Origin of the sequence: Croceicoccus sp. Ery15 (genome assembly GCF_020985305.1) — a bacterium.
Lineage (GTDB): Bacteria > Pseudomonadota > Alphaproteobacteria > Sphingomonadales > Sphingomonadaceae > Croceicoccus.
Map to the genome: position 1 here is coordinate 1,124,180 of NZ_CP087588.1, position 18,476 is coordinate 1,142,655.

18 protein-coding genes are annotated in these 18,476 nt (G+C 63.9%); 8 read left to right on the forward strand and 10 right to left on the reverse strand.

What is annotated here, in order from left to right; translation table 11 throughout:
• The first annotated feature begins 1 nt into the window (after position 1).
• The gene (locus LOZ77_RS05580; RefSeq protein ID WP_230281779.1) at positions 2 to 1,528 is read left to right on the forward strand and encodes a S10 family peptidase; all 1,527 of its coding nucleotides are present in this window, start codon (positions 2 to 4) and stop codon (positions 1,526 to 1,528) included.
• Positions 1,518 to 2,060 carry a hypothetical protein gene (locus LOZ77_RS05585; protein WP_230281195.1) on the forward strand — a complete coding sequence of 181 codons (543 nt, stop codon included), beginning with the start codon at positions 1,518 to 1,520 and terminating at the stop codon, positions 2,058 to 2,060. Before LOZ77_RS05580 ends, LOZ77_RS05585 begins: the two co-directional genes overlap by 11 nt.
• Positions 2,061 to 2,070: 10 nt before the next feature.
• Here LOZ77_RS05585 and LOZ77_RS05590 read toward each other — a convergent pair whose 3' ends face one another.
• The 6 genes from LOZ77_RS05590 to tsaD are packed head-to-tail and all read right to left on the reverse strand — an operon-like array spanning position 2,071 to position 7,398.
• Positions 2,071 to 2,706, reverse strand: coding sequence for a hypothetical protein (locus tag LOZ77_RS05590; protein WP_230281196.1), 636 nt, complete (start codon positions 2,704 to 2,706; stop codon positions 2,071 to 2,073).
• Entirely contained in the window at positions 2,707 to 2,904 is a 198-nt protein-coding gene (locus LOZ77_RS05595) for a hypothetical protein (RefSeq protein WP_230281197.1), read from the reverse strand.
• Positions 2,905 to 2,929: 25 nt separating this feature from the next.
• A complete protein-coding gene (locus LOZ77_RS05600; RefSeq protein ID WP_230281198.1) occupies positions 2,930 to 3,688 on the reverse strand; it encodes an OmpA family protein in 759 nt (252 codons plus the stop codon).
• A 40-nt stretch (positions 3,689 to 3,728) separates the two neighbouring features.
• Positions 3,729 to 5,279: a lipopolysaccharide biosynthesis protein gene (locus LOZ77_RS05605; protein ID WP_230281199.1), complete on the reverse strand. Its 1,551-nt coding sequence runs from the start codon at positions 5,277 to 5,279 to the stop codon at positions 3,729 to 3,731.
• Complete coding sequence (locus tag LOZ77_RS05610) at positions 5,276 to 6,280, reverse strand: NAD(P)H-dependent glycerol-3-phosphate dehydrogenase (RefSeq protein WP_230281200.1); 1,005 nt, start codon at positions 6,278 to 6,280, stop codon at positions 5,276 to 5,278. Before LOZ77_RS05610 ends, LOZ77_RS05605 begins: the two co-directional genes overlap by 4 nt.
• Positions 6,277 to 7,398, reverse strand: a complete 1,122-nt coding sequence (gene tsaD, locus LOZ77_RS05615; RefSeq protein ID WP_230281201.1) for a tRNA (adenosine(37)-N6)-threonylcarbamoyltransferase complex transferase subunit TsaD — start codon at positions 7,396 to 7,398, stop codon at positions 6,277 to 6,279. Before tsaD ends, LOZ77_RS05610 begins: the two co-directional genes overlap by 4 nt.
• A 45-nt stretch (positions 7,399 to 7,443) precedes the next feature.
• Between tsaD and hemC the strand changes: the two genes are divergently transcribed.
• The 3 genes from hemC to LOZ77_RS05630 are packed head-to-tail and all read left to right on the forward strand — an operon-like array spanning position 7,444 to position 10,082.
• Entirely contained in the window at positions 7,444 to 8,406 is a 963-nt protein-coding gene (hemC, locus tag LOZ77_RS05620) for a hydroxymethylbilane synthase (protein WP_255671205.1), read from the forward strand.
• Complete coding sequence (locus LOZ77_RS05625; protein ID WP_230281203.1) at positions 8,403 to 9,104, forward strand: uroporphyrinogen-III synthase; 702 nt, start codon at positions 8,403 to 8,405, stop codon at positions 9,102 to 9,104. The genes hemC and LOZ77_RS05625 overlap by 4 nt, the downstream gene beginning before the upstream one ends.
• A 6-nt stretch (positions 9,105 to 9,110) precedes the next feature.
• On the forward strand, positions 9,111 to 10,082 hold the full coding sequence (locus LOZ77_RS05630) for a hypothetical protein (RefSeq protein WP_230281204.1): 972 nt from the start codon (positions 9,111 to 9,113) through the stop codon (positions 10,080 to 10,082).
• 18 nt (positions 10,083 to 10,100) lie between these two features.
• Here LOZ77_RS05630 and LOZ77_RS05635 read toward each other — a convergent pair whose 3' ends face one another.
• A complete protein-coding gene (locus LOZ77_RS05635) occupies positions 10,101 to 11,324 on the reverse strand; it encodes an FAD-dependent oxidoreductase (protein ID WP_230281205.1) in 1,224 nt (407 codons plus the stop codon).
• A 255-nt stretch (positions 11,325 to 11,579) separates the two neighbouring features.
• On the opposite strand from LOZ77_RS05635, the gene LOZ77_RS05640 reads away from it, so the two are divergent.
• From LOZ77_RS05640 to aroQ, 3 genes are all read left to right on the forward strand, one after another.
• A complete protein-coding gene (locus LOZ77_RS05640) occupies positions 11,580 to 13,625 on the forward strand; it encodes a protein-disulfide reductase DsbD (RefSeq protein ID WP_230281206.1) in 2,046 nt (681 codons plus the stop codon).
• A 217-nt stretch (positions 13,626 to 13,842) separates the two neighbouring features.
• Positions 13,843 to 14,169 carry a response regulator gene (locus tag LOZ77_RS05645; protein WP_230281207.1) on the forward strand — a complete coding sequence of 109 codons (327 nt, stop codon included), beginning with the start codon at positions 13,843 to 13,845 and terminating at the stop codon, positions 14,167 to 14,169.
• A 78-nt stretch (positions 14,170 to 14,247) separates the two neighbouring features.
• Positions 14,248 to 14,688 carry a type II 3-dehydroquinate dehydratase gene (gene aroQ, locus LOZ77_RS05650; RefSeq protein ID WP_230281208.1) on the forward strand — a complete coding sequence of 147 codons (441 nt, stop codon included), beginning with the start codon at positions 14,248 to 14,250 and terminating at the stop codon, positions 14,686 to 14,688.
• Positions 14,689 to 14,764: 76 nt separating this feature from the next.
• Here the strand turns inward: aroQ and LOZ77_RS05655 are convergent, their stop codons facing one another.
• From LOZ77_RS05655 to cysD, 3 genes are read right to left on the reverse strand one after another with little or no spacing between them, the layout of a single operon-like run.
• Positions 14,765 to 15,514, reverse strand: coding sequence for a 3'(2'),5'-bisphosphate nucleotidase CysQ (locus LOZ77_RS05655; RefSeq protein WP_230281209.1), 750 nt, complete (start codon positions 15,512 to 15,514; stop codon positions 14,765 to 14,767).
• A 2-nt stretch (positions 15,515 to 15,516) separates the two neighbouring features.
• A complete protein-coding gene (cysN, locus tag LOZ77_RS05660) occupies positions 15,517 to 17,448 on the reverse strand; it encodes a sulfate adenylyltransferase subunit CysN (protein WP_230281210.1) in 1,932 nt (643 codons plus the stop codon).
• The gene (cysD, locus tag LOZ77_RS05665) at positions 17,448 to 18,353 is read right to left on the reverse strand and encodes a sulfate adenylyltransferase subunit CysD (protein WP_230281211.1); all 906 of its coding nucleotides are present in this window, start codon (positions 18,351 to 18,353) and stop codon (positions 17,448 to 17,450) included. The genes cysN and cysD overlap by 1 nt, the downstream gene beginning before the upstream one ends.
• Positions 18,354 to 18,476: the final 123 nt, after the last annotated feature.

An 18,476-nucleotide genomic window follows, 5' to 3' on the forward strand; every position in this document is an offset into this window, starting at 1 on the left:
CATGATCATCCGCAATCGCATCCGGCGCGCCCTTGCCATCGCGCTTATCGGTTCCGCCCTTTCTGCCAGCCTTGCCGCCCCTGCAATCGCCCTTGCCGCCCCTGCGGACGAAGCAGAGGCAAAGCCTGTCACCAGCTATCAGGCGAACTCGGCATCGAAGAAGCTGAGCGGCACATTTGGCGGCAAGCGCATCACCTATACCGCCACGGTTCAGGAGCAGGTGCTGAAAGGCGACGACGGAACGCCCAAGGCCGCGATCGTTACCATGTCCTATATCGCCGAACCGCGCGACACATCGCGGCCCGTCACCTTCCTGTACAATGGGGGGCCGGGTTCGGGCTCTGTCTGGTTGCAGATGGGTGCATTCGGCCCCAAACGCGTCGCGATCCCATCGGAAGCGCAGGACGATGGCGGGCCGCCCTATCCCATTCTCGACAATCCGGATTCGCTGCTGGATGTGACCGATATCGTGTTCATCGATCCGGTCGGCACGGGTTTCAGCCACGCCATCGGCGATACCGACCCGAACGATTACTGGGGCGTCACTGCCGATGCCAAGTCGGTCGCGGCGGTCATTCGCAAATGGCTGGGCGACAACGGCCGCTGGAACAGCCCCAAGTTCCTTGGCGGCGAAAGCTATGGCACCACCCGCAGCGCCGCCGTGGTGCGCGAGCTTGAGGGCGGGTATAACGATGTCGGTCTGAACGGCGTGATCCTTATCTCGACCATCCTCGATTTCGCGGCCGGCGCGGATACCGAGGGGAACGAGCTTTCCTATATCACCAACCTGCCCACCATGACCGCGACCGCGCATTATCACGGCAAGGTGCAAGGCACCTCGGTCGAGGCGCTGGTCGAGGAAGCGCGCCAGTTCGCCATCGGCCCCTATGCCGCTGCCTTGCTGAAAGGGCAGGCCCTGCCCGATGCCGAACGTGCCAGCGTGCGCGCGGAATTGGCCCGCCTGACGGGCCTGTCCGAAGCCTATCTCGACCATGCGGACCTGCGCGTAACGCCGGGCCGGTACTATAAGGAATTGCTGCGCGATCGCGGGCTGACCGTCGGACGGCTCGACAGCCGCTATACGGGCGTCGATTACGACAGCGCAGGCGAATATCCCGACAACGACCCCAGCTTCTATGGCATCGATGCGGGCTATGCCGCCGCGATCAACAGCTGGCTACGCGACGACATCGGGTACGAGACCGAGCGCCAGTATGTCACCATCGGCGGCGTGGGCGACTGGGACTGGAAGTTGCAGGGCGGGCGCGACACCAATGCCTATCTGTCGGTCGCCCCTTTTCTGGGCAAGGCACTGCGCGAAAATTCGGACATGCGCATCTTTGTCGGCCAGGGCTGGTACGATTTCGCCACGCCTTTCTTCGCCGCCGAATATTCGCTGTCGCGCACCGGTTTCGACCCCGCGCGTATCAAGTTTCAATATTACGATTCAGGACATATGATGTATATCCGCGATCAGGACCGCGCCAAGCTTTCCCGTGATGTCAGGGCGTTCATCAATGCGCGATAAGGCTGGCTGGATCGGCGCGAGCCTGCTGCTCGCCGCCCTGGCGCTGACGGGGTGTTCGGGCGATGACGAGCAGGCTGCGGCCGCCGCGCCCATACGTTTGCAACTGACCGGAACGGCCCATGCCGCATCGGGCCATGCCATGCCCGGCAAGATCGATCCGCAAGACGGTCGCTGGCAGCGCAAGGGCCAGACCGCGCTTTACGGCGAACCCGGCCAACCTGCCCTGCTGAAAATCGCGTGCCGGAAGGGCATGGTAGAGGCAGTGCGCAATGTCCCGTCCGACAAGGGGGCGAAAGCGATGCTCTCCTTCGTCGGCTATCGCGGCGTTTTGAGGCTGCCGGTCGACAATAATGGCGCGCGCTGGGCGGGGGCGCTTCCCGCCGATGACAGGAACTGGATCGCGCTGACCGGCGGGCCGTTCTATGCCACGGTCGCGGGCGGCGGAAAGGTCATCTTTCCCGCATCGTCCATTCTGGGCGATCTGGTGGAGGGCTGCAGGCCGCAAGCCCCCCAAACGCCGGTAGCCGTATAAAAACTGCCGCCTAAAGCTTGCCGAATTTTTCTTCGTAACCGGCGGTATCCCCGCTGGCGAGGTAACGCGCCTGCGTCCGCCAGTCGTCACGTTCGATCCGGCCGGAAAAGCGCCCCATCTTCGCGTCGATTTCCTGAACGTCGGCATCGCTCCACGCCGCGATCTGGTCATAACGCGAAATACCCATGGACGAGAGCAGTTCGGCCAGTTTCGGCCCCACGCCCTTGATCCGCGTCATATCGTCGGTCGCGCCGTTATCGTGCAGCTTGATCGCGGCGGCCACGGCCTGCGCATCCTCGGCAGTGTCGGGCATCCGGTCTTGCGGTGCCGCCTTGGCTGCCTCGGCTGCCTCATGCTCTTCTTCGGCCATCAGCGCGGCGGCGGCGACGGCCACCCCTGCACCGCCCAGCGTTTCGGGCACGGCGGGCGGCTCGTGCTCGTGCAGCGGCTTGCCCGCGCTGGCGGGCGGTGCATCGATAAAGGCCTGATTGCGCTGCGCGGGCGCGACGCCCTCGTCCAGCACATCGGGTCGAAAACTGCGATCACGCGTTTTCTTGGGCCTTGCGATCAACCAGACGGCGATCAGTACGGCCACGATCACGACCAGCAGGAACGCCAGCCAGTTCGACTGGATCATCTCAACCATTTAGCTTTCCTCGCTCTTCCCTATATCGCCGCCCACCGGTTGCCCCCGATAGATCCGGCCTTTCGACACCTGCCTCTTGGCACGCTCTTGCGTCAATCGCGCCAGACGGGCGCGGCGTTGCAGCCAGCTCATCATCAGCGCAAGCACCGCGCCATAGACGATGAGCATAAAGACCATCAGTTCAACCCAAAGCGGCATAGACTGGCTCTAACCCTTTTCTCGTTCAACCGGCATCGGGAATATCGATGGGCGTCGGCTTTAACGGTGCGACTTCGATCACCGAAAACTCGATGCGGCGGTTGGCGGGGTCCTCGGGCTCCAGCCCCTCGATCGGCTGTGCCGACCCCACGCCTGCGGCACGCAGCGAATCGCGGGGCAACCCGCGCTGCACCAAAGCGCTGCGAACCGCCGCGGCACGCTCGCGCGACAGGCGCAGATTGACCGATGCATCGCCCACCGCGTCCGAATGGCCGGTGATCGCGATAATGCTGCCCCTGCACGGTTTCAGCGCGCCCGCAACCTCGTCCAGCAAAACCTCGCTCGCCGGATCGATCTCGGCGCTGCTCTGGCTGAAACGGATCACGCGCACGGCCAGCAATGTCTCAACATCGCGCTGGCAGTGATAGGGACCGGCCTCGATCACAGGTTCAGGCACGGCGGAGCTGCGCGATCGGCGGTCCCAATGCGCACCTCCGACGCCGGGCAGATTGGCCACGGCACGCGCCACGCGGGCGCGGACATCGTCGGGCAAATCCTCTCCGCCACGCAGTACCGGATGGCGCGTGGGCCAGCCATTGGTGGTGGTGAAATCGGCGATGATGCCCGTGCCGCCATGGGCCGCGATCGCCTTTTGCGCCCGCGCCTCCAGCCGCCCGATCATATTCTCGCCGGTCTGCGCATTGGCGATCAGCGCGATGCATGCGGTTATGATCGCACCGGTCAGAATGCGCAGCCAGGTCGGTATGGCAAGAATAAGCCTCATGCCCCTTCCCTAGCGAAGCATTCCGGTCGGTGAAAGCATGTCACCCTTCCGCGCTCGCCCCGGCCTTGTTGCCCGATTTGAACAATACCCGATCTTCTGGTCCAAAGCCGCGTTTCCATATGACATAGCCATAAGTTGCAAGGATCGCGGGCGCGCCGATGGCAAGCTCGATCCACTCCGGCGTCAGCGTGAACAGATAGCCGACCACCACAGCCGGCGCGATGGCCCAGATCAGCGGCCAGCGGAAATTATTGATCGACTGGCCCAGCATGCGGCCCAGCATTCTGGACTTGGTGATCGATGCGAATGCTAGTGCCAGCCCCAAGGCCAGCGCGACCGAAGCCGCCTGAAACGGCTCTGCCAGGTCGAAATGCTGCGCCAGCATGATCAGCGCTACGGTCAGCACGCCCTGCAGCGCCAGTGTCATGACCGAAACCGCCAGATTGCGGATGCGCGCCAGATAGATCAGCGCCGCTTCGGATACGACTGCCGTCGCCGCCACGACTTCGGCCCCCAGCAGAAAGGCCAGCGCGCCCGTGCCGCCGACGAACCCCGGCCCGACAAGACCCATCACTGCCTCACCCGGAATGCCCAGCGCCAGCGCGACGCCGGTTTGCGCGGCAATGATCCAGAACCCCGCCTGACAGACCTGACGCGCGATGGCGGCATAATCCTTATCGTTCAGCTTGCGCACGATGACGGGGCCAAGGATCGGCTCGAAACTAGTCTTCAGCTTTTGCGGCAGGCTGGCGACCTGCACCGCGACATAATACACGCCGACGGTCGCCGGGCTGACGAATATGCCAAGGATTGCGATATCCAACCGCCGCGTGCCCCATTCGATCGCATCGGCCAGTGCCAGCGGCAGGTTCTCGCGCGCGATTTGCAGCAAGCGGATTGTCTGCGGTTTCCACCCGTGCGGAATGCCATACATGCGCAGCATAGGGATAAAGGCCGTCACCGCCGCCGCCACGACCGACAAAAGATAGCTGATCGCCAGCCCGCCCTCTGCCAGCGCGGGCACGAACAGCAGCGCACCTGCCGCGATGGACAGCACCCATGGTTCGACCACGGCGCGGCTTCGCACGGTGGCCGCGATATTGAACCGGAACGCCAACGCCGCCAGCATCACTTCGGTGACCGACAGAAACACCAGCGCAAAGGGCAACAGCAAATCCCACCGACTGTTCATGCCATTGGGAAACATCGGATCGGGAAAGATGAACAGTATCCCCGCCAACAGCGAGGAGAATAGCAGCGACAGCAGCAGCCCGTCTGCGATGACGGCGGATTCCTCGCGGTCACTTTGCCCCAGCTCTTTCGCAAGGCCGCGCTTCAGCCCCAAAGTCGCGAGTTGTCCGCCAATCTCGATAATGATCAGTGCAGAGGCAAAGCGCCCCAGCTGGTCCGCGCCGTAAAACCGGCCCGCGATAAACAGAAACGGCAAGCGGGCGACAAGGCGCAGCAGAAAGCCGAAGAAATTGGTGCGCCCGCCCTTGGCCAGCGTGGCCAGATCGTTCGATGCGCCATCTTTGTCCTGTTCGCCCTGCGGACCCTGCGCCGTATCGGGCGCGCCGTTCTGGCCGGTCACGGCGTTTCCATCTCGGGCCGCAGCGGACGCGCCAGAATGCCGCGCACCATGTCATTCGCGGTCGTTTCGCCCGCCAGCAGGGCGCAAACCGCCTGCGTTATGGGCATGGCGATGCCCAGATCATCGGCCAGCGCGTTGAGAACAGGGGCGGTAAATGCCCCTTCGGCAACGGTACGGCGATTGGCCATCAATTCGGCAGCGGGCGTCCCTGCGGCCAAAGCGCGGCCCAGCGAGAAATTGCGGCTGGAGGTCGACGAACAGGTCAGCACCAGATCGCCCAGCCCGCACAGGCCCGACAGGGTTTCCGCCTGCGCCCCGCGCGCAAGGCCAAAGCGCAACATCTCGGCATAACCGCGCGCGATGGTGGCCGCCCGCGCGTTCTGGCCCAGTGCCAGCCCGTCGACCACACCGCATGCGATGGCGAGTACGTTTTTTACCGCGCCCCCGATCTCGGCACCGGTCATGTCGTCAGAGTAATAGGGCCGGAAGCTCGGCCTGGCGATCTGTGCCGACAGGCGCTGCCATTGCGCATCGCCGCCAGTGCACGCCAGCGTGACTGCGGTGGGCAATCCGGCTGCCACTTCATGCGCAAAAGTGGGGCCCGACAGTACCGCAAGCTGCGCATCGGGCGCCGCATCATGCGCAACATCGGCCATCAAACGGCCCGATCCGGCTTCGATCCCCTTGGCGCACAGCACGGCGTCGCCTGCAAATTCCGCCAGCGCACCGCCCATGACCGAACCCAGATGCTGTGCAGGCGTTACGATCAGCAAGGTGTCGAAACCGGCCATCGCCTCCAGATCGCTGCTCGCCACAATAGAGGGGCTGAGCGGCGCATCGGGCAGATAGAGCGCGTTGCGGCGGGCGCTGTTGATGCCCTGCACCACCTCTTCCTCGCGCGCCCATAATGTCACCGGCGCGCCATCGGCGGCCAGCATCTGCGCCAGTGCCGTGCCCCATGCGCCGGCGCCGATCACGCCGATCCGCGCTGCGTCGTTCATGCCTTCACTCCCGCTCCCCGTACAGCCTCTGCATCGGGATCGAGCGGCCAGCGCGGACGTGCGGCGACCGACAGCGGATCTCCGCCCGGTTCCGCCAGCCCGGCGTTCAGCCGCTCTTGCCCGGCCCATGCGATCATCGCCGCATTATCGGTGCAAAGTTTCATCGGCGGGGCGGCGAAATCAAGCCCGCGCCTGCCCGCCAGATCTTCCAGCGCGCCGCGCAGCGACGCATTCGCCGCAACCCCGCCCGCCACGACCAGTGCAGTCATGCCGTCGGCCTGCTCCAGCGCGCGGGTCGTCCGGTCGATCACGCAGTCCATGGCTGCCTGCTGAAAGCTCGCCGCCAGATCGGCAGGATCGTAAAGACCGCTTTCATGCGCCCGCAGAACTGCGCTTTTCAGTCCCGCGAAAGAGAAATGCGGTTCCGCCGATCCCTTCAGCGGACGGGGCAAAGGCACTGCCTTTGGATCGCCATCCCGCGCCAGACGCTCTACCGCGGGGCCACCCGGAAAGCCCAGGCCCAGTATCTTGGCAGTCTTGTCGAAAGCCTCGCCCAGCGCATCGTCGATGGTCGTGGCAAGGCGGCGATAGTCACCCACGCCGCGCACTTCCAATATCTGGCAATGGCCGCCCGATGCCAGCAGCAGCAGATAGGGAAACGCCAGCCCCGCATCGGCCAGACGCGGGCTTAGCGCGTGCCCTTCCAGATGGTTGATGGCCAGCAGCGGCTTGTCCCCCGCCAAAGCAAGCGCCTTCGCCGTGACGAGCCCCACCATGACCCCGCCGATCAGGCCGGGGCCGGCAGTGGCCGCGATCGCATCCACATCACCCAGCGCCATCCCGCCTTCGTCCAGCACGCGTTCGACCATCGGGGCCAGCACTTCGACATGGGCGCGGGCCGCGATTTCGGGCACGACCCCGCCAAAGGGAGCGTGATGCGCGTCCTGCGATGCGATGGCCTGCGCGATGATCGTGCGATCGCCAGCAACCAGCGCCACGGCGGTTTCGTCGCAACTCGATTCGATACCCAATACGACACGGCGACGCGTTGCATCGCTGTCCTGTCCGGGGTGAACCGGTGCGGTCGGGTGGGGCCAATCGGGGGATGGGCTGCTCATGGCAACTTCCCCTGAACGCTTTGCCCCGCTAGCACAAGCCGCTGCATGACAAGTCCCGCCAAACCCTCGCCGCCCGCCGTCCCCTGCCCTCAACGCATACTCAGGCTGGGCACAAGACGTTCGCCACTCGCCATGGCACAAGCGTATGAGGCGCGCGACCGGCTGATCGCCGCGCATGGCTGGTCGCCCGATGCGGTCGAAATCGTGCCCGTTCTGGCCAGCGGGGACCGGATACAGGACCGCCCGCTGGCCGAAATCGGCGGCAAGGCGCTGTGGACCAAGGAACTGGACGCGGCTCTGGCCGAAGGGGCAATCGATTTCGCCGTCCACTCGATGAAGGATGTCGAGACGATCCGCCCCGATGCGCTGACCATCGCGGCTCTGCTGCCGCGCGCCGATGTGCGCGATGTGCTGATCGGCGCGTCCTCCGTTGCCGCCATCCCGCAGGGCGCAACGCTCGGCACTAGTGCGCCGCGCCGTGCCGCGCAAATGCTGAACCTGCGGCCCGATCTGACGATTACCGGCTTTCGCGGCAATGTCGCGACGCGGCTTGCCAAGCTTCAGGCAGGCGATGCCGATGTGACATTGCTGGCCGCCGCGGGGCTGGACCGGCTGGAACAGACCGGCGTGGGGCACCGGCTGGACGTGGCCGACTGGCTGCCCGCCCCCGCGCAAGGCGCCATCGGCATAGAATGCCGCACCGATGATGCGGACATGCTCGCATGGCTTGCCGCCATCGATCACGCCCCTACCGCCGCGCAAGTGATGGCGGAACGCGCGTTGCTGCTGGCGCTGGGCGGCAATTGCCACAGCCCCGTCGCGGTGCTGACCACGGGAAGCCAGAAGCTGGCAATGCGCGCTGCGATTTTCAGCCCCGATGGTGCATTGCGGGTCGACAAACAGGCCGAATTCGCCGCAGACGACGCAGACGCGCCCGCCCGTCTGGCCAAGGCGCTGCTGACCGGCGCACCCGCCGCGATTACCGTGCATTTCAGCGGCGCGGCGTGATCCCGATCATCACGATCCGCCCCGCGCCGGGCGATGCCGCGACCGTCGATCGCGGCGCGCACCACGGGATGGCAATCGAAAGCCATCCCTTGTTCGAGACGCAGCCGGTGCCATGGCCGGTTCCCGATACCGGTGCGTTCGACGCGGTCCTGCTGGGCAGTGCCAATGCCTTGCGCCATGGCGGGACCGGCTTGCAATCGCTGACCCCGCTTCCTGCTTTATGCGTCGGGGAAACGACGGCAGAGGCTGCGCGGCAGGCAGGTTTTGGCGTCATCGCCACTGGTGCGCGCGGCATGCAGAACCTGTTGCCCCATGCCACGGCGCGAGGGTTTTCCCGCCTGTTGCGCCTTTCGGGGGAGGCGCATGTCCCTCTCGACATACCGGCCGGTATCACGATCGAAACACGCATCCTCTATCGCGTCGTGCCATTACCTATGCCTGAGGATCTGGCGGGCCTGCTGGCTGGCGGGGCACTGGTATTGCTGCATTCGGGCGAAGGGGCGGCCCATTTCGCGCATGAAAGCGACCGGCTGGAAATTGCGCGCGGCAGAATCGCATTGGCCTGCCTTGCCCCGCGCATTGCCGAAAGGGCGGGCACAGGCTGGGCCGACTGCCGCCATGCCCCATCACCCGACGATGCCGCACTGCTGGCCTTGGCGAAACAAATGTGCCAAAGCGGCACCACAGGAATGATATAGAACACGATGGACTCCAGCGCCCCCAACGCCTCAGTGCCCTATGGCCAATCCCGAAGCAGCAACCGTTTCCGCAAGATTGCGGCAAGCGTTCTGCTGGCATTCATCCTTGGTCTTGCCGCCGCCTTTTACCTTGCGTGGAGCACCGGCTGGCTAACCGATCCCACGGCCGAACCCGCCAAGGTCGCAGCACCGGTCGAGGCAACGCCTCGCGCAGAGGCGGAACTGACTGCCGCCGCGCCGCTGCCCGCTTTGCCCGAGGGTGAGATGACGGTGGGCCAGCGGGTCGGCGATCTGGAACGCCGCCTCAACCGGCTCGACATGCAGGCCGAAGCCGCGTCGGGCAATGCCGCCCGCGCCGAAGGGCTGCTGGTCGCCTTTGCCGCGCGCCGCCTGGTCGAACGCGGCGCGCCGCTGGGCTATCTGGAAAACCAGCTGCAATTACGCTTTGGCAATGCGCAGCCCAATGCAGTGCGCACCATTATCAACAGCGCGCGCAATCCGGTCACGCTCGACCAGTTGCGGCAGGGTCTGCAAAGCCTGCCCGAAACGGCCGTGGCAGAGCCCGACGATCTGACCGGCTGGGCGCGTATCCGTTCAGAGATCGCGGGGCTGTTCGTGCTGCGAAAGGCCGATGTGCCGTCGCCGCAACCGGTCGTGCGGCTGGAACGGGCACAACAATTGCTGAACGACGGGCGTGTAGAGGCTGCCGCCGCGCTGGTGGCGCGCCTGCCCAATCGCGACGCAACCAAGGAATGGCTGGAAAACGCCCAGCGATATGTGGCGACACAACAGGCACTGGACCTGATCGAAACCGCGGCGCTGCTTGAACCGCGCAATCTGTCGGATTCGCAGGGACAGCCGGTGCGCCAACCCAGCCCTGCGCAACCTAACCCCGCCCAACCCAGCCCTGCCTCTGCTGGCGACGATGGCGGGACTGCCACAAACGGTAGCAACCAGACCGTCAGTTCGGCCCGGTAAGGCGCCGGACGGCCTTCGCTAGGCGTCTTGCAACAGTTCGGGCAGCTTACCCGATACGCCGCGCGCCTCGTCCATGAACCAGCGTTTCAACGGATTGGTCCGCTCGATCGCGCTCATGCCCAAGCGGCGGATGGCGCTTGCCGTCTTGCCCGGCACGCCGAAAATCCACGTCAGTCCGTCGGTAGCAGCGGCGACCATGAAATCGTCCAGCCCGCGCCAGTCCTGATACCGCTTCAACAATTGCGCATCGCCAAGGTCGAGACCCAGACGTACCCCTTCGCCCAGCACTTCGGTCAGCGCCGCCGCATCGCGCAGGCCAAGGTTCAGACCCTGCCCCGCGATCGGGTGAATGCCATGTGCCGCATCGCCGACCAGCGCCAGCCGGTCAGCGATGATCGTGGGCGCATGGTGAAATCCCAGCGGAAACGACGAACGCGGGCTGGCAAGCTCCAGCCTGCCCAGCAATCCGCCCATGCGCTTTTCAGCCTCCGCCACGAAGGCTTTCTCGCCCAGTTTCAGCCACGCGGCGGCGTCATCCTCTGCCACGGTCCAGACCAGTGCGGTGCGGTGGCGACCCATCTCGTCATCGTTCATCGGCAGCAAGGCAAAGGGTCCGGCGGGATAGAAAATCTCCCACGCGATCCCGTCATTCGGCTTTTCATGTGCCAGCCCGCAGATGATTGCACGGTGCCCGTAATTCCATTTTGCCACGACCAGCCCCGCCTCTTCCCGCGTGGGAGAGCCGCGCCCTTCGGCGCCGACCAGCAGGCTTCCCTCGAACCGCGTGCCGTCGGCCAGCACCGCCGCCACGCCATGCGCGCCGCGCTGCCGCTCCACGACACGGCTGTTGGGGTGATAGGCGATTTCGGTCACGCCTTTCACCGCTTCGAAAAGGGCCATACGCAAGCGGCGGTTTTCGAACATGCGGCCCAAGGAGCCCTCACCCTCGGCCGGTTTGAATCGCAATTCGCCCGGCTTCAGCTGGTCGCTGACCGCAATCTCGGTAATCGGACTGGCAAAGGGTTCGAGGAACGGTCGCACACCGATATTGCCAAACAGGTTCCAGCTGGCAGTCGAAATGGCCGAGGCGCGGCCGTCGAAACCCTCGGCCGTTTGCGCGCCGGGATCGCCTGCGTCGATGACATGGCTGGTGATGCCCTGCCGCGCCAGCGCCAGCGCAAGCGTCAGCCCGACAAGCCCGCCGCCCAGTATCACGACATCGCGCCGGTCCGTCTCTGCCATCGTCATTCCTTCCGCCTTCCAAACCCGCGCAATATGGACATAGGGCACTGCGATGCCTAAGTCCCGGCACGAGTTTCGATAAGTCCTGCCCAGATGGCCGCCTGCCCGCCATGGCGCAAGCCCCATCGCGGCGGATCGGCGATTTCGGCCAACGAATTCAGCCAACGAATGCAGAGTGCACGCCCCCGCATGACCAGCCCGTCCCAGCCTAGCATTCGACCGTCCCGACCGGCGCATCCGGCGCTGCGACTGTTCATGGCGATCTTGATGGTGCTGCTCGGCTTCATAGCCTTGCCCGCTGCGGCCCAGACCAATCATATCGCCGCCCAACTGGTCCCCGAACGCGCCGCCAATCCGGGCGAAACCATCCAAATCGCCATCGCCATGAAGCCTGAAGACGGCTGGCACGGTTATTGGCTGAACCCCGGGGATGCTGGCTTTGGCATGGGGCTGGACTGGCAATTGCCCAACGGGGCTATGACCGGCGCACCACTCTATCCCACGCCCGAGCCTTTGCTGATCGGCTCGCTGATGAACCATGTCTACGAAGGGCCCTATGCGGTGCTGGTACCCTTTACCGTGCCCGTTGATGCAGCGGCGGGAGACACGCTGCCTGTGCGGCTGCGAGCAGACTGGCTGGCCTGCACCGACCGTATCTGCGTGCCCGAACAGGCCGAGCTTACGGCAGTGGTTACCGTCGCCGCAAAAGATGCCAACCCTTCCGCCGCGACAGTTTCCGATCCGCGCTTTGCGACATGGCGGCAAGCACTACCCGCACCGGTTCTGGCCAAGGGCCGCTATCAGATCGATGGCGCGAATATCCGGATTGCCGTCCCGCTTGCTGCCGGTGCGCAAGAGGATCAGCCGCATCTGTTCTTCGCAGACGACGGCATCGTCGATTACGCCGCCCCGCAGAACTTCGAACGGCAAGGCGACTGGCTGATCGTAGCGACCAAGGCGCGTGAGAACGCCAGGGCGGGCGGGCCGCTGGAAATGGTGCTGCGGCTCGACACGACAGGCGCAGGGATCGGATTTACCGCCGAAGCAGGCAAGGTTCCTGCCATATCGGGCGTGGGCAACAGGCCGGACAGCCTGTTCGGCAGCACGGGCCTTGCGCTGATCGCAGCGGCCTTCGCGGGTGGGTTGCTGCTGAATATCATGCCCTGCGTCTTCCCGATTCTCAGCCTGAAAGCGTTGCATCTGGCGCGCGCGGGCGGCGACGGACACACAGCCCGGCGCGAGGCGCTTGCCTATACCGCCGGTGTGGTGCTGGCGGTGCTGGCACTGGGCGGAGTAATGCTGGCACTGCGCGCTGCGGGGAGCGGGATCGGCTGGGCCTTTCAATTGCAGGAACCCGCGACAATCGTGCTTTTGCTGGCGCTGGTGGTGGCGATCACCGCCAATCTGGCGGGACTGTTCGAATTCACCCTACCCGTCGGCGTTGAAAACAACGGCGGCGGCGCATTCATGACCGGTTTGCTGGCGGCCGTTGCGGCCACGCCATGCACCGCGCCTTTCATGGCGGCGGCAATGGGCGCAGCCCTGCTCTTGCCGCCGCTAAAGGCCTTGCTGCTGTTCGGCGCTCTGGGTCTTGGCCTTGCCGCGCCATTTCTTGCGATCGGCTTTATTCCCGCCCTGCGACGCCTGCTGCCACGCCCCGGCCCTTGGATGGAGCGGTTTCGTCGCATCATGGCAATTCCGATGGCGCTGACGGGCATGGCGCTTTTGTGGCTGGGGTGGCGATTGGGGGGAACCGCACTGCTGGCAGGTGGTGTGCTGCTCACGCTGCTCGTGCTGGCCTTGTGCTGGCTGGTGCGCAGACGCCAGCGCCGCGGTTTGTCGGCCATGTTGCCCGCCGTGGCCGCCTGCCTTGTCGCGCTTGCAGGCGCGGGCGCGGCCAGTGCCTTTGTCGATCCGCAAGACAATCGCCCCCCCGAAAGCGCGATACCCGGTACCCTGCCATTCAGCGAGGATGCCCTGGCACAGGCACGCGCAAAGGGACCGGTGTTCCTCTATTTCACTGCCGACTGGTGCGTCACCTGCAAGGTCAACGAACAGGTCGCCATCGCCCGCGATCCGGTGATCAAGGCGTTCGGCGACAATGGCGTCACCGTCATGGCGGGTGACTGGACGCGCCGCGATCCCGCGATCACCCGGTTCCTGTCCGCCCAAGGGGCGGCGGGAGTGCCGCTTTATCTATGGTATCGGCCCGGGCAGGAGGCGGAGCAGCTTCCGCAAGTTTTGCACAGCCAGTTGCTGATCGACAGGGCGGTCTTGTCGAACGGAAAGCCCGAACGGTAAGAATCCATCCAATCGAACCCCATGCGGAACCGCGCAACCGGAACCGCGTTTCCCTTTCGTCGGCCCCGTTTGCGCGGGACCAACACAAGGGGTCCGAAAATATCGAACGGCATCAGGCGGTTCGGACAAGATGGGCAGACAAGGAATGACTGCTGTTGGACCTGTTGAACGCAAGGAATGCAGAGAAAGACCAGTGATTCTTCTTGTTGAAGACGAAATGATCATCGCATTCGATCTGCACGACCGGCTGGCCGATTGCGGGTACGAAGTCGATGGCCCCTACCCCAGCGTGGCCCGCGCGATGAGCGCGATTGGCGAAGTGCGTCCCGAAGCAGCCATTCTGGACGTGCAGCTGACCGACGGTGATGTGATGCCGCTGGCCGACCGCCTTGCCGAAATGAATGTGCCGATCATCTTTCACTCGGGCCATGCGAAGCCCGAGTTTCTGAAACAGCGCTATCCCGATGCCGCCATTTGCGCCAAACCCTGCTCGGTCGGTACGCTGGAGGATTCGCTGCGCAACATGCTCGTCCACAGCCGCTAACCGCCTGCTTGCGCCGCGCTTGGGCGTTACCTAAGCCATAAGGGCACGGGCTGGCCGTGCGCAACGACGGGGCGGGCCATGGGGCTGATCTGCGTATTCAACGGACCCAATCTCAACCTGCTCGGCACGCGCGAGCCGGAGATATACGGGCATGACACGCTGGACGATGTGGAAAGCCTTTGTGCCGAAAAATGCCGCATTCTTGGTCATGCGATGCGCTTTACCCAATCCAATTCGGAAGGCGATCTCGTAACCTGGATACAGGAAGCGCGCGGAAAGGCGGACGGCATCGTCATCAACCCCGCGGCCTTTACCCACACTTCGATCGCGATCCGCGACGCACTGGCTGCGTTCGACGGACCCTTCGTCGAAATCCATATTTCCAACGTCCATGCGCGAGAGAGTTTTCGCCATCACAGCTATCTCTCCGACATTGCGGCGGGCGTGATCGTGGGCTGCGGCGTGGCGGGTTACGGCTATGCCATTGATGCGGTTTCGCGGCTGATCGATAAGGGCTGACCGAAAGGCAACGGGTGCGAAAAAAGGCCCCGCGCGAACCGGCGCGCGGGGCTTTTTTCATGTCTATCAGCCGCGATCAGGCCAGTTCGGAAACCAGGTTTAGCACCCTGTCCGCATGTTCCTTGCGGCAGATCAGCAGATCGGGCAGCGACACATCCTCGCGGTTATAGCGCAGCGGCGAACCGTCGATCCGCGAGGCGTGGAGCCCATGCGCCAGTGCCACCGCGGCAGGGGCGCAATTGTCCCATTCGTACTGCCCGCCCGAATGAAGATAAATATCGGCCTCTCCGCGAATAATTGCCATGGCCTTGGCCCCTGCGCTGCCCATCGGGACCAGTTCGGCGCCGATCGCCTCGGCAACGGCCTCGCTGTCCTTGCCGGGGCGCGTGCGGCTGACGACCATGCGCAGCCGTTCAGGCGCGGGCGGAAGTTCCGTCACCTGATCGGTGCGCAGCACGGTGGGAACGCCCGGCAGCGCGACAGCGCCGATCACCGGCTCGCCCTTGATCGCAAGGCCGACATGCACGGCCCAGTCGGTCCGTCGCTCGCCATATTCGCGAGTGCCGTCGACCGGATCGATGATCCACACGCGGTCCTTGCCCAGCCGTTCCATCGTGTCACGGCTTTCTTCGGACAAGACCCCATCGTCGGGACGCTGGGCAGCGATCGCGCGCATCAGAAAGGCATTGGCGGTATTGTCGCCCGCACTGCCCAAAGGCTTGCCCTCGATCAGCCCGCTGTCGCGCACCTCGACCGCGATGCGCCCTGCGACCTCGGCTAGCCGTGCAGCCAGTTCGGCATCGTCCCTGATTATCGTGTCCGTCATCGTCACCACCCCAGCACATATTCGACGATGCGGTCGGCCGCTTCCTCGGCCGTCATGCTCGTCGTGTCGATACGGATTTCCGGATTGGCCGGCGCTTCATAGGGGCTGTCGATCCCCGTGAAGTTCTTGAGTTCACCCGAACGTGCCTTTTTATACAGGCCCTTCACATCGCGAGACTCCGCAACGCTGAGCGGCGTATCGATAAAGACCTCGACGAATTCGCCTTCTTCCATCATCGCGCGCACCATGTCGCGTTCGGCCCTGAACGGGCTGATAAACGCAGTGACGACGATCAGGCCCGCGTCGGTCATCAGGCGCGACACCTCACCCACGCGGCGGATATTCTCGATCCGGTCCGCATCGGTAAAGCCAAGGTCCTTGTTCAACCCGTGGCGCACATTGTCGCCGTCGAGCAGGAAGGAATGGCGGTTCATCCGGTGCAGGCGCTTTTCGACCAGATTGGCGATGGTCGACTTGCCCGAACCCGACAGGCCGGTGAACCAGAGCACCTTGGCCGTCTGGTTTTTAAGGTCGGCCCTCGCCTCGCGGGTGATATCCATCGCCTGCCAATGCACGTTCTGCGAACGGCGCAGCGCGAAATGGATCATGCCCGCCGCCACGGTCTGGTTCGTGATCTTGTCGATCAGGATAAACCCGCCCAGCGCCTTGTTCAGCCGTCCCTGATCGTCGCGATAGGGCAGGAATGTCAGCGGCTTGTCCGTTACCATTTCGGCAACGCCAATGGCGTTCAGTTCCAGCGTCTTGGCGGCCAGATGGTCCAGCGTGTTGACGTCGATCTGGTATTTCGGCTGCTGAAGGCTGCACGACACGGTCTGGCTGGCGCATTTCAGCCAGTATGACCGGCCGGGCAGCATCGCCTCGTCCGACATCCATACGATGGTGGATTCGAACTGGTCCGCGCTTTCGGGCGGATTATCGGCGGCCGCGATCACGCTGCCACGCGATACGTCGACTTCATCCTCCAGAGTGATGGTTACCGACTGGCCCGCTTGCGCCTCTTCCAGATCGCCATCGAAAGTGACGATACTTTTGACGATGCTCGACTTACCCGAAGGCACGATGCGTACCGGATCGCCGGGCTTGACCGTGCCGCCGGTAATCTGTCCCGAAAAACCCCGGAAATCGAGGTTCGGGCGGTTCACCCATTGCACCGGCATGCGGAAAGGCTTTGCCAGATCCTCATCCAAGGACAGTTCGACCGTCTCCAGATGCTCCATCAGCGTGGGGCCGGTGTACCACGGCGTCTTGTTCGAAAGCTCGGTGATATTGTCGCCCTTGAAGCCCGAGATCGGAATGGCCGTGAACGCCTCGATCCCCACTTCCTCTGCGAACTCGCGGTAATCCTGTACGATGTCGAGAAACGCCGAACGGTCGTAATCGACAAGGTCCATCTTGTTGACCGCCAGCACGACGTGCTTGATCCCGACCAGATGGGCAAGGAAGCTGTGGCGGCGCGTCTGCACCAGCACGCCCTTGCGCGCATCGACAAGGATCACGGCGAGATCGGCGGTGGATGCCCCCGTCACCATATTGCGCGTATATTGTTCGTGTCCCGGCGTATCGGCGACGATGAACTTGCGCTTTTCGGTCGCGAAGAAGCGATAGGCGACATCGATGGTGATGCCCTGTTCGCGTTCGGCGGCAAGACCGTCGACCAGCAGGGCGAAATCGATCTCCTGCCCCTGTGTGCCGACGCGCTTGGAATCGGCCTGCAGATCCGCAAGCTGGTCTTCAAAGATCATCTTCGAATCGTACAGCAGGCGCCCGATCAGCGTCGATTTACCGTCATCCACGCTACCGCAGGTGATAAAGCGCAGCATCGTCTTGTGCTGATGCTTTTCGAGATAGGCGTCGATGTCCTGCTCGATCAGCGCATCGGTCTTATAGACGGGCTCGTCCTGGATATTCGACATCAGAAATAGCCCTCCTGCTTCTTCTTCTCCATGCCGGCACCGCCCGCATCCTTGTCGATGGCGCGGCCCTGCCGCTCGCTGGTGGTGGTCAGCAGCATTTCCTGAATGACTTCGGACAGGTTCGCCGCCTCGCTCTCGACCGCGCCGGTCAGCGGATAGCAACCCAATGTGCGGAACCGGATCGAACGCATGACCGGCTCCTCACCCTCTTTCAGGGGGAAGCGGTCGTCGTCGACCATCAGCAGCAATCCGTCACGCTCCACCGTGGGACGCGGAGCGCTGAAATAGAGGGGGACGATCTCGATCCCCTCAAGCTGGATATATTGCCAGATGTCCAGCTCGGTCCAGTTGGAGATCGGGAAGACGCGGATGCTCTCACCTTTGGCCTTCTTCGCATTATAGAGGTTCCACAATTCGGGCCGCTGGTTCTTGGGATCCCAGCCATGGCTGGCTGTGCGGAAGCTGAAAATGCGCTCTTTCGCACGGCTCTTTTCCTCGTCACGCCGCGCGCCGCCAAAGGCCGCGTCGAAACCGTGAATGTCCAGCGCCTGCTTCAGCCCTTCGGTCTTCCACATGTCGGTGTGGAGCGGGCCGTGGTCGAACGGGTTGATCCCGCGTTCCTTCGCCTCGGGATTTTGGTGCACGATCAGTTCCATGCCCGCGTCGCTGGCCGCACGGTCGCGCAATTCGTACATTGCCTGAAACTTCCAGGTCGTATCGACATGCATCAGCGGAAACGGCGGCGGGCTGGGATAGAACGCCTTTTTCGCAAGGTGCAGCATCACCGCGCTGTCCTTGCCCACAGAGTAGAGCATGACCGGATTCTCGGTCTCTGCCACGACTTCGCGGATGATGTGGATACTCTCGGCCTCAAGCCGTTCGAGATGGGTCAATGCACGTGGCAAAACTCACTCCCTTTGTCGGGTCGCTCAGGAAATTGGCGGTGTCCGGCAATGGGATAACGAGGAAATTTTCAGGGGGTAGAAAAAATCTCTTTAAACGCCTCAAGCGATTTTTTAGCGGCTTTT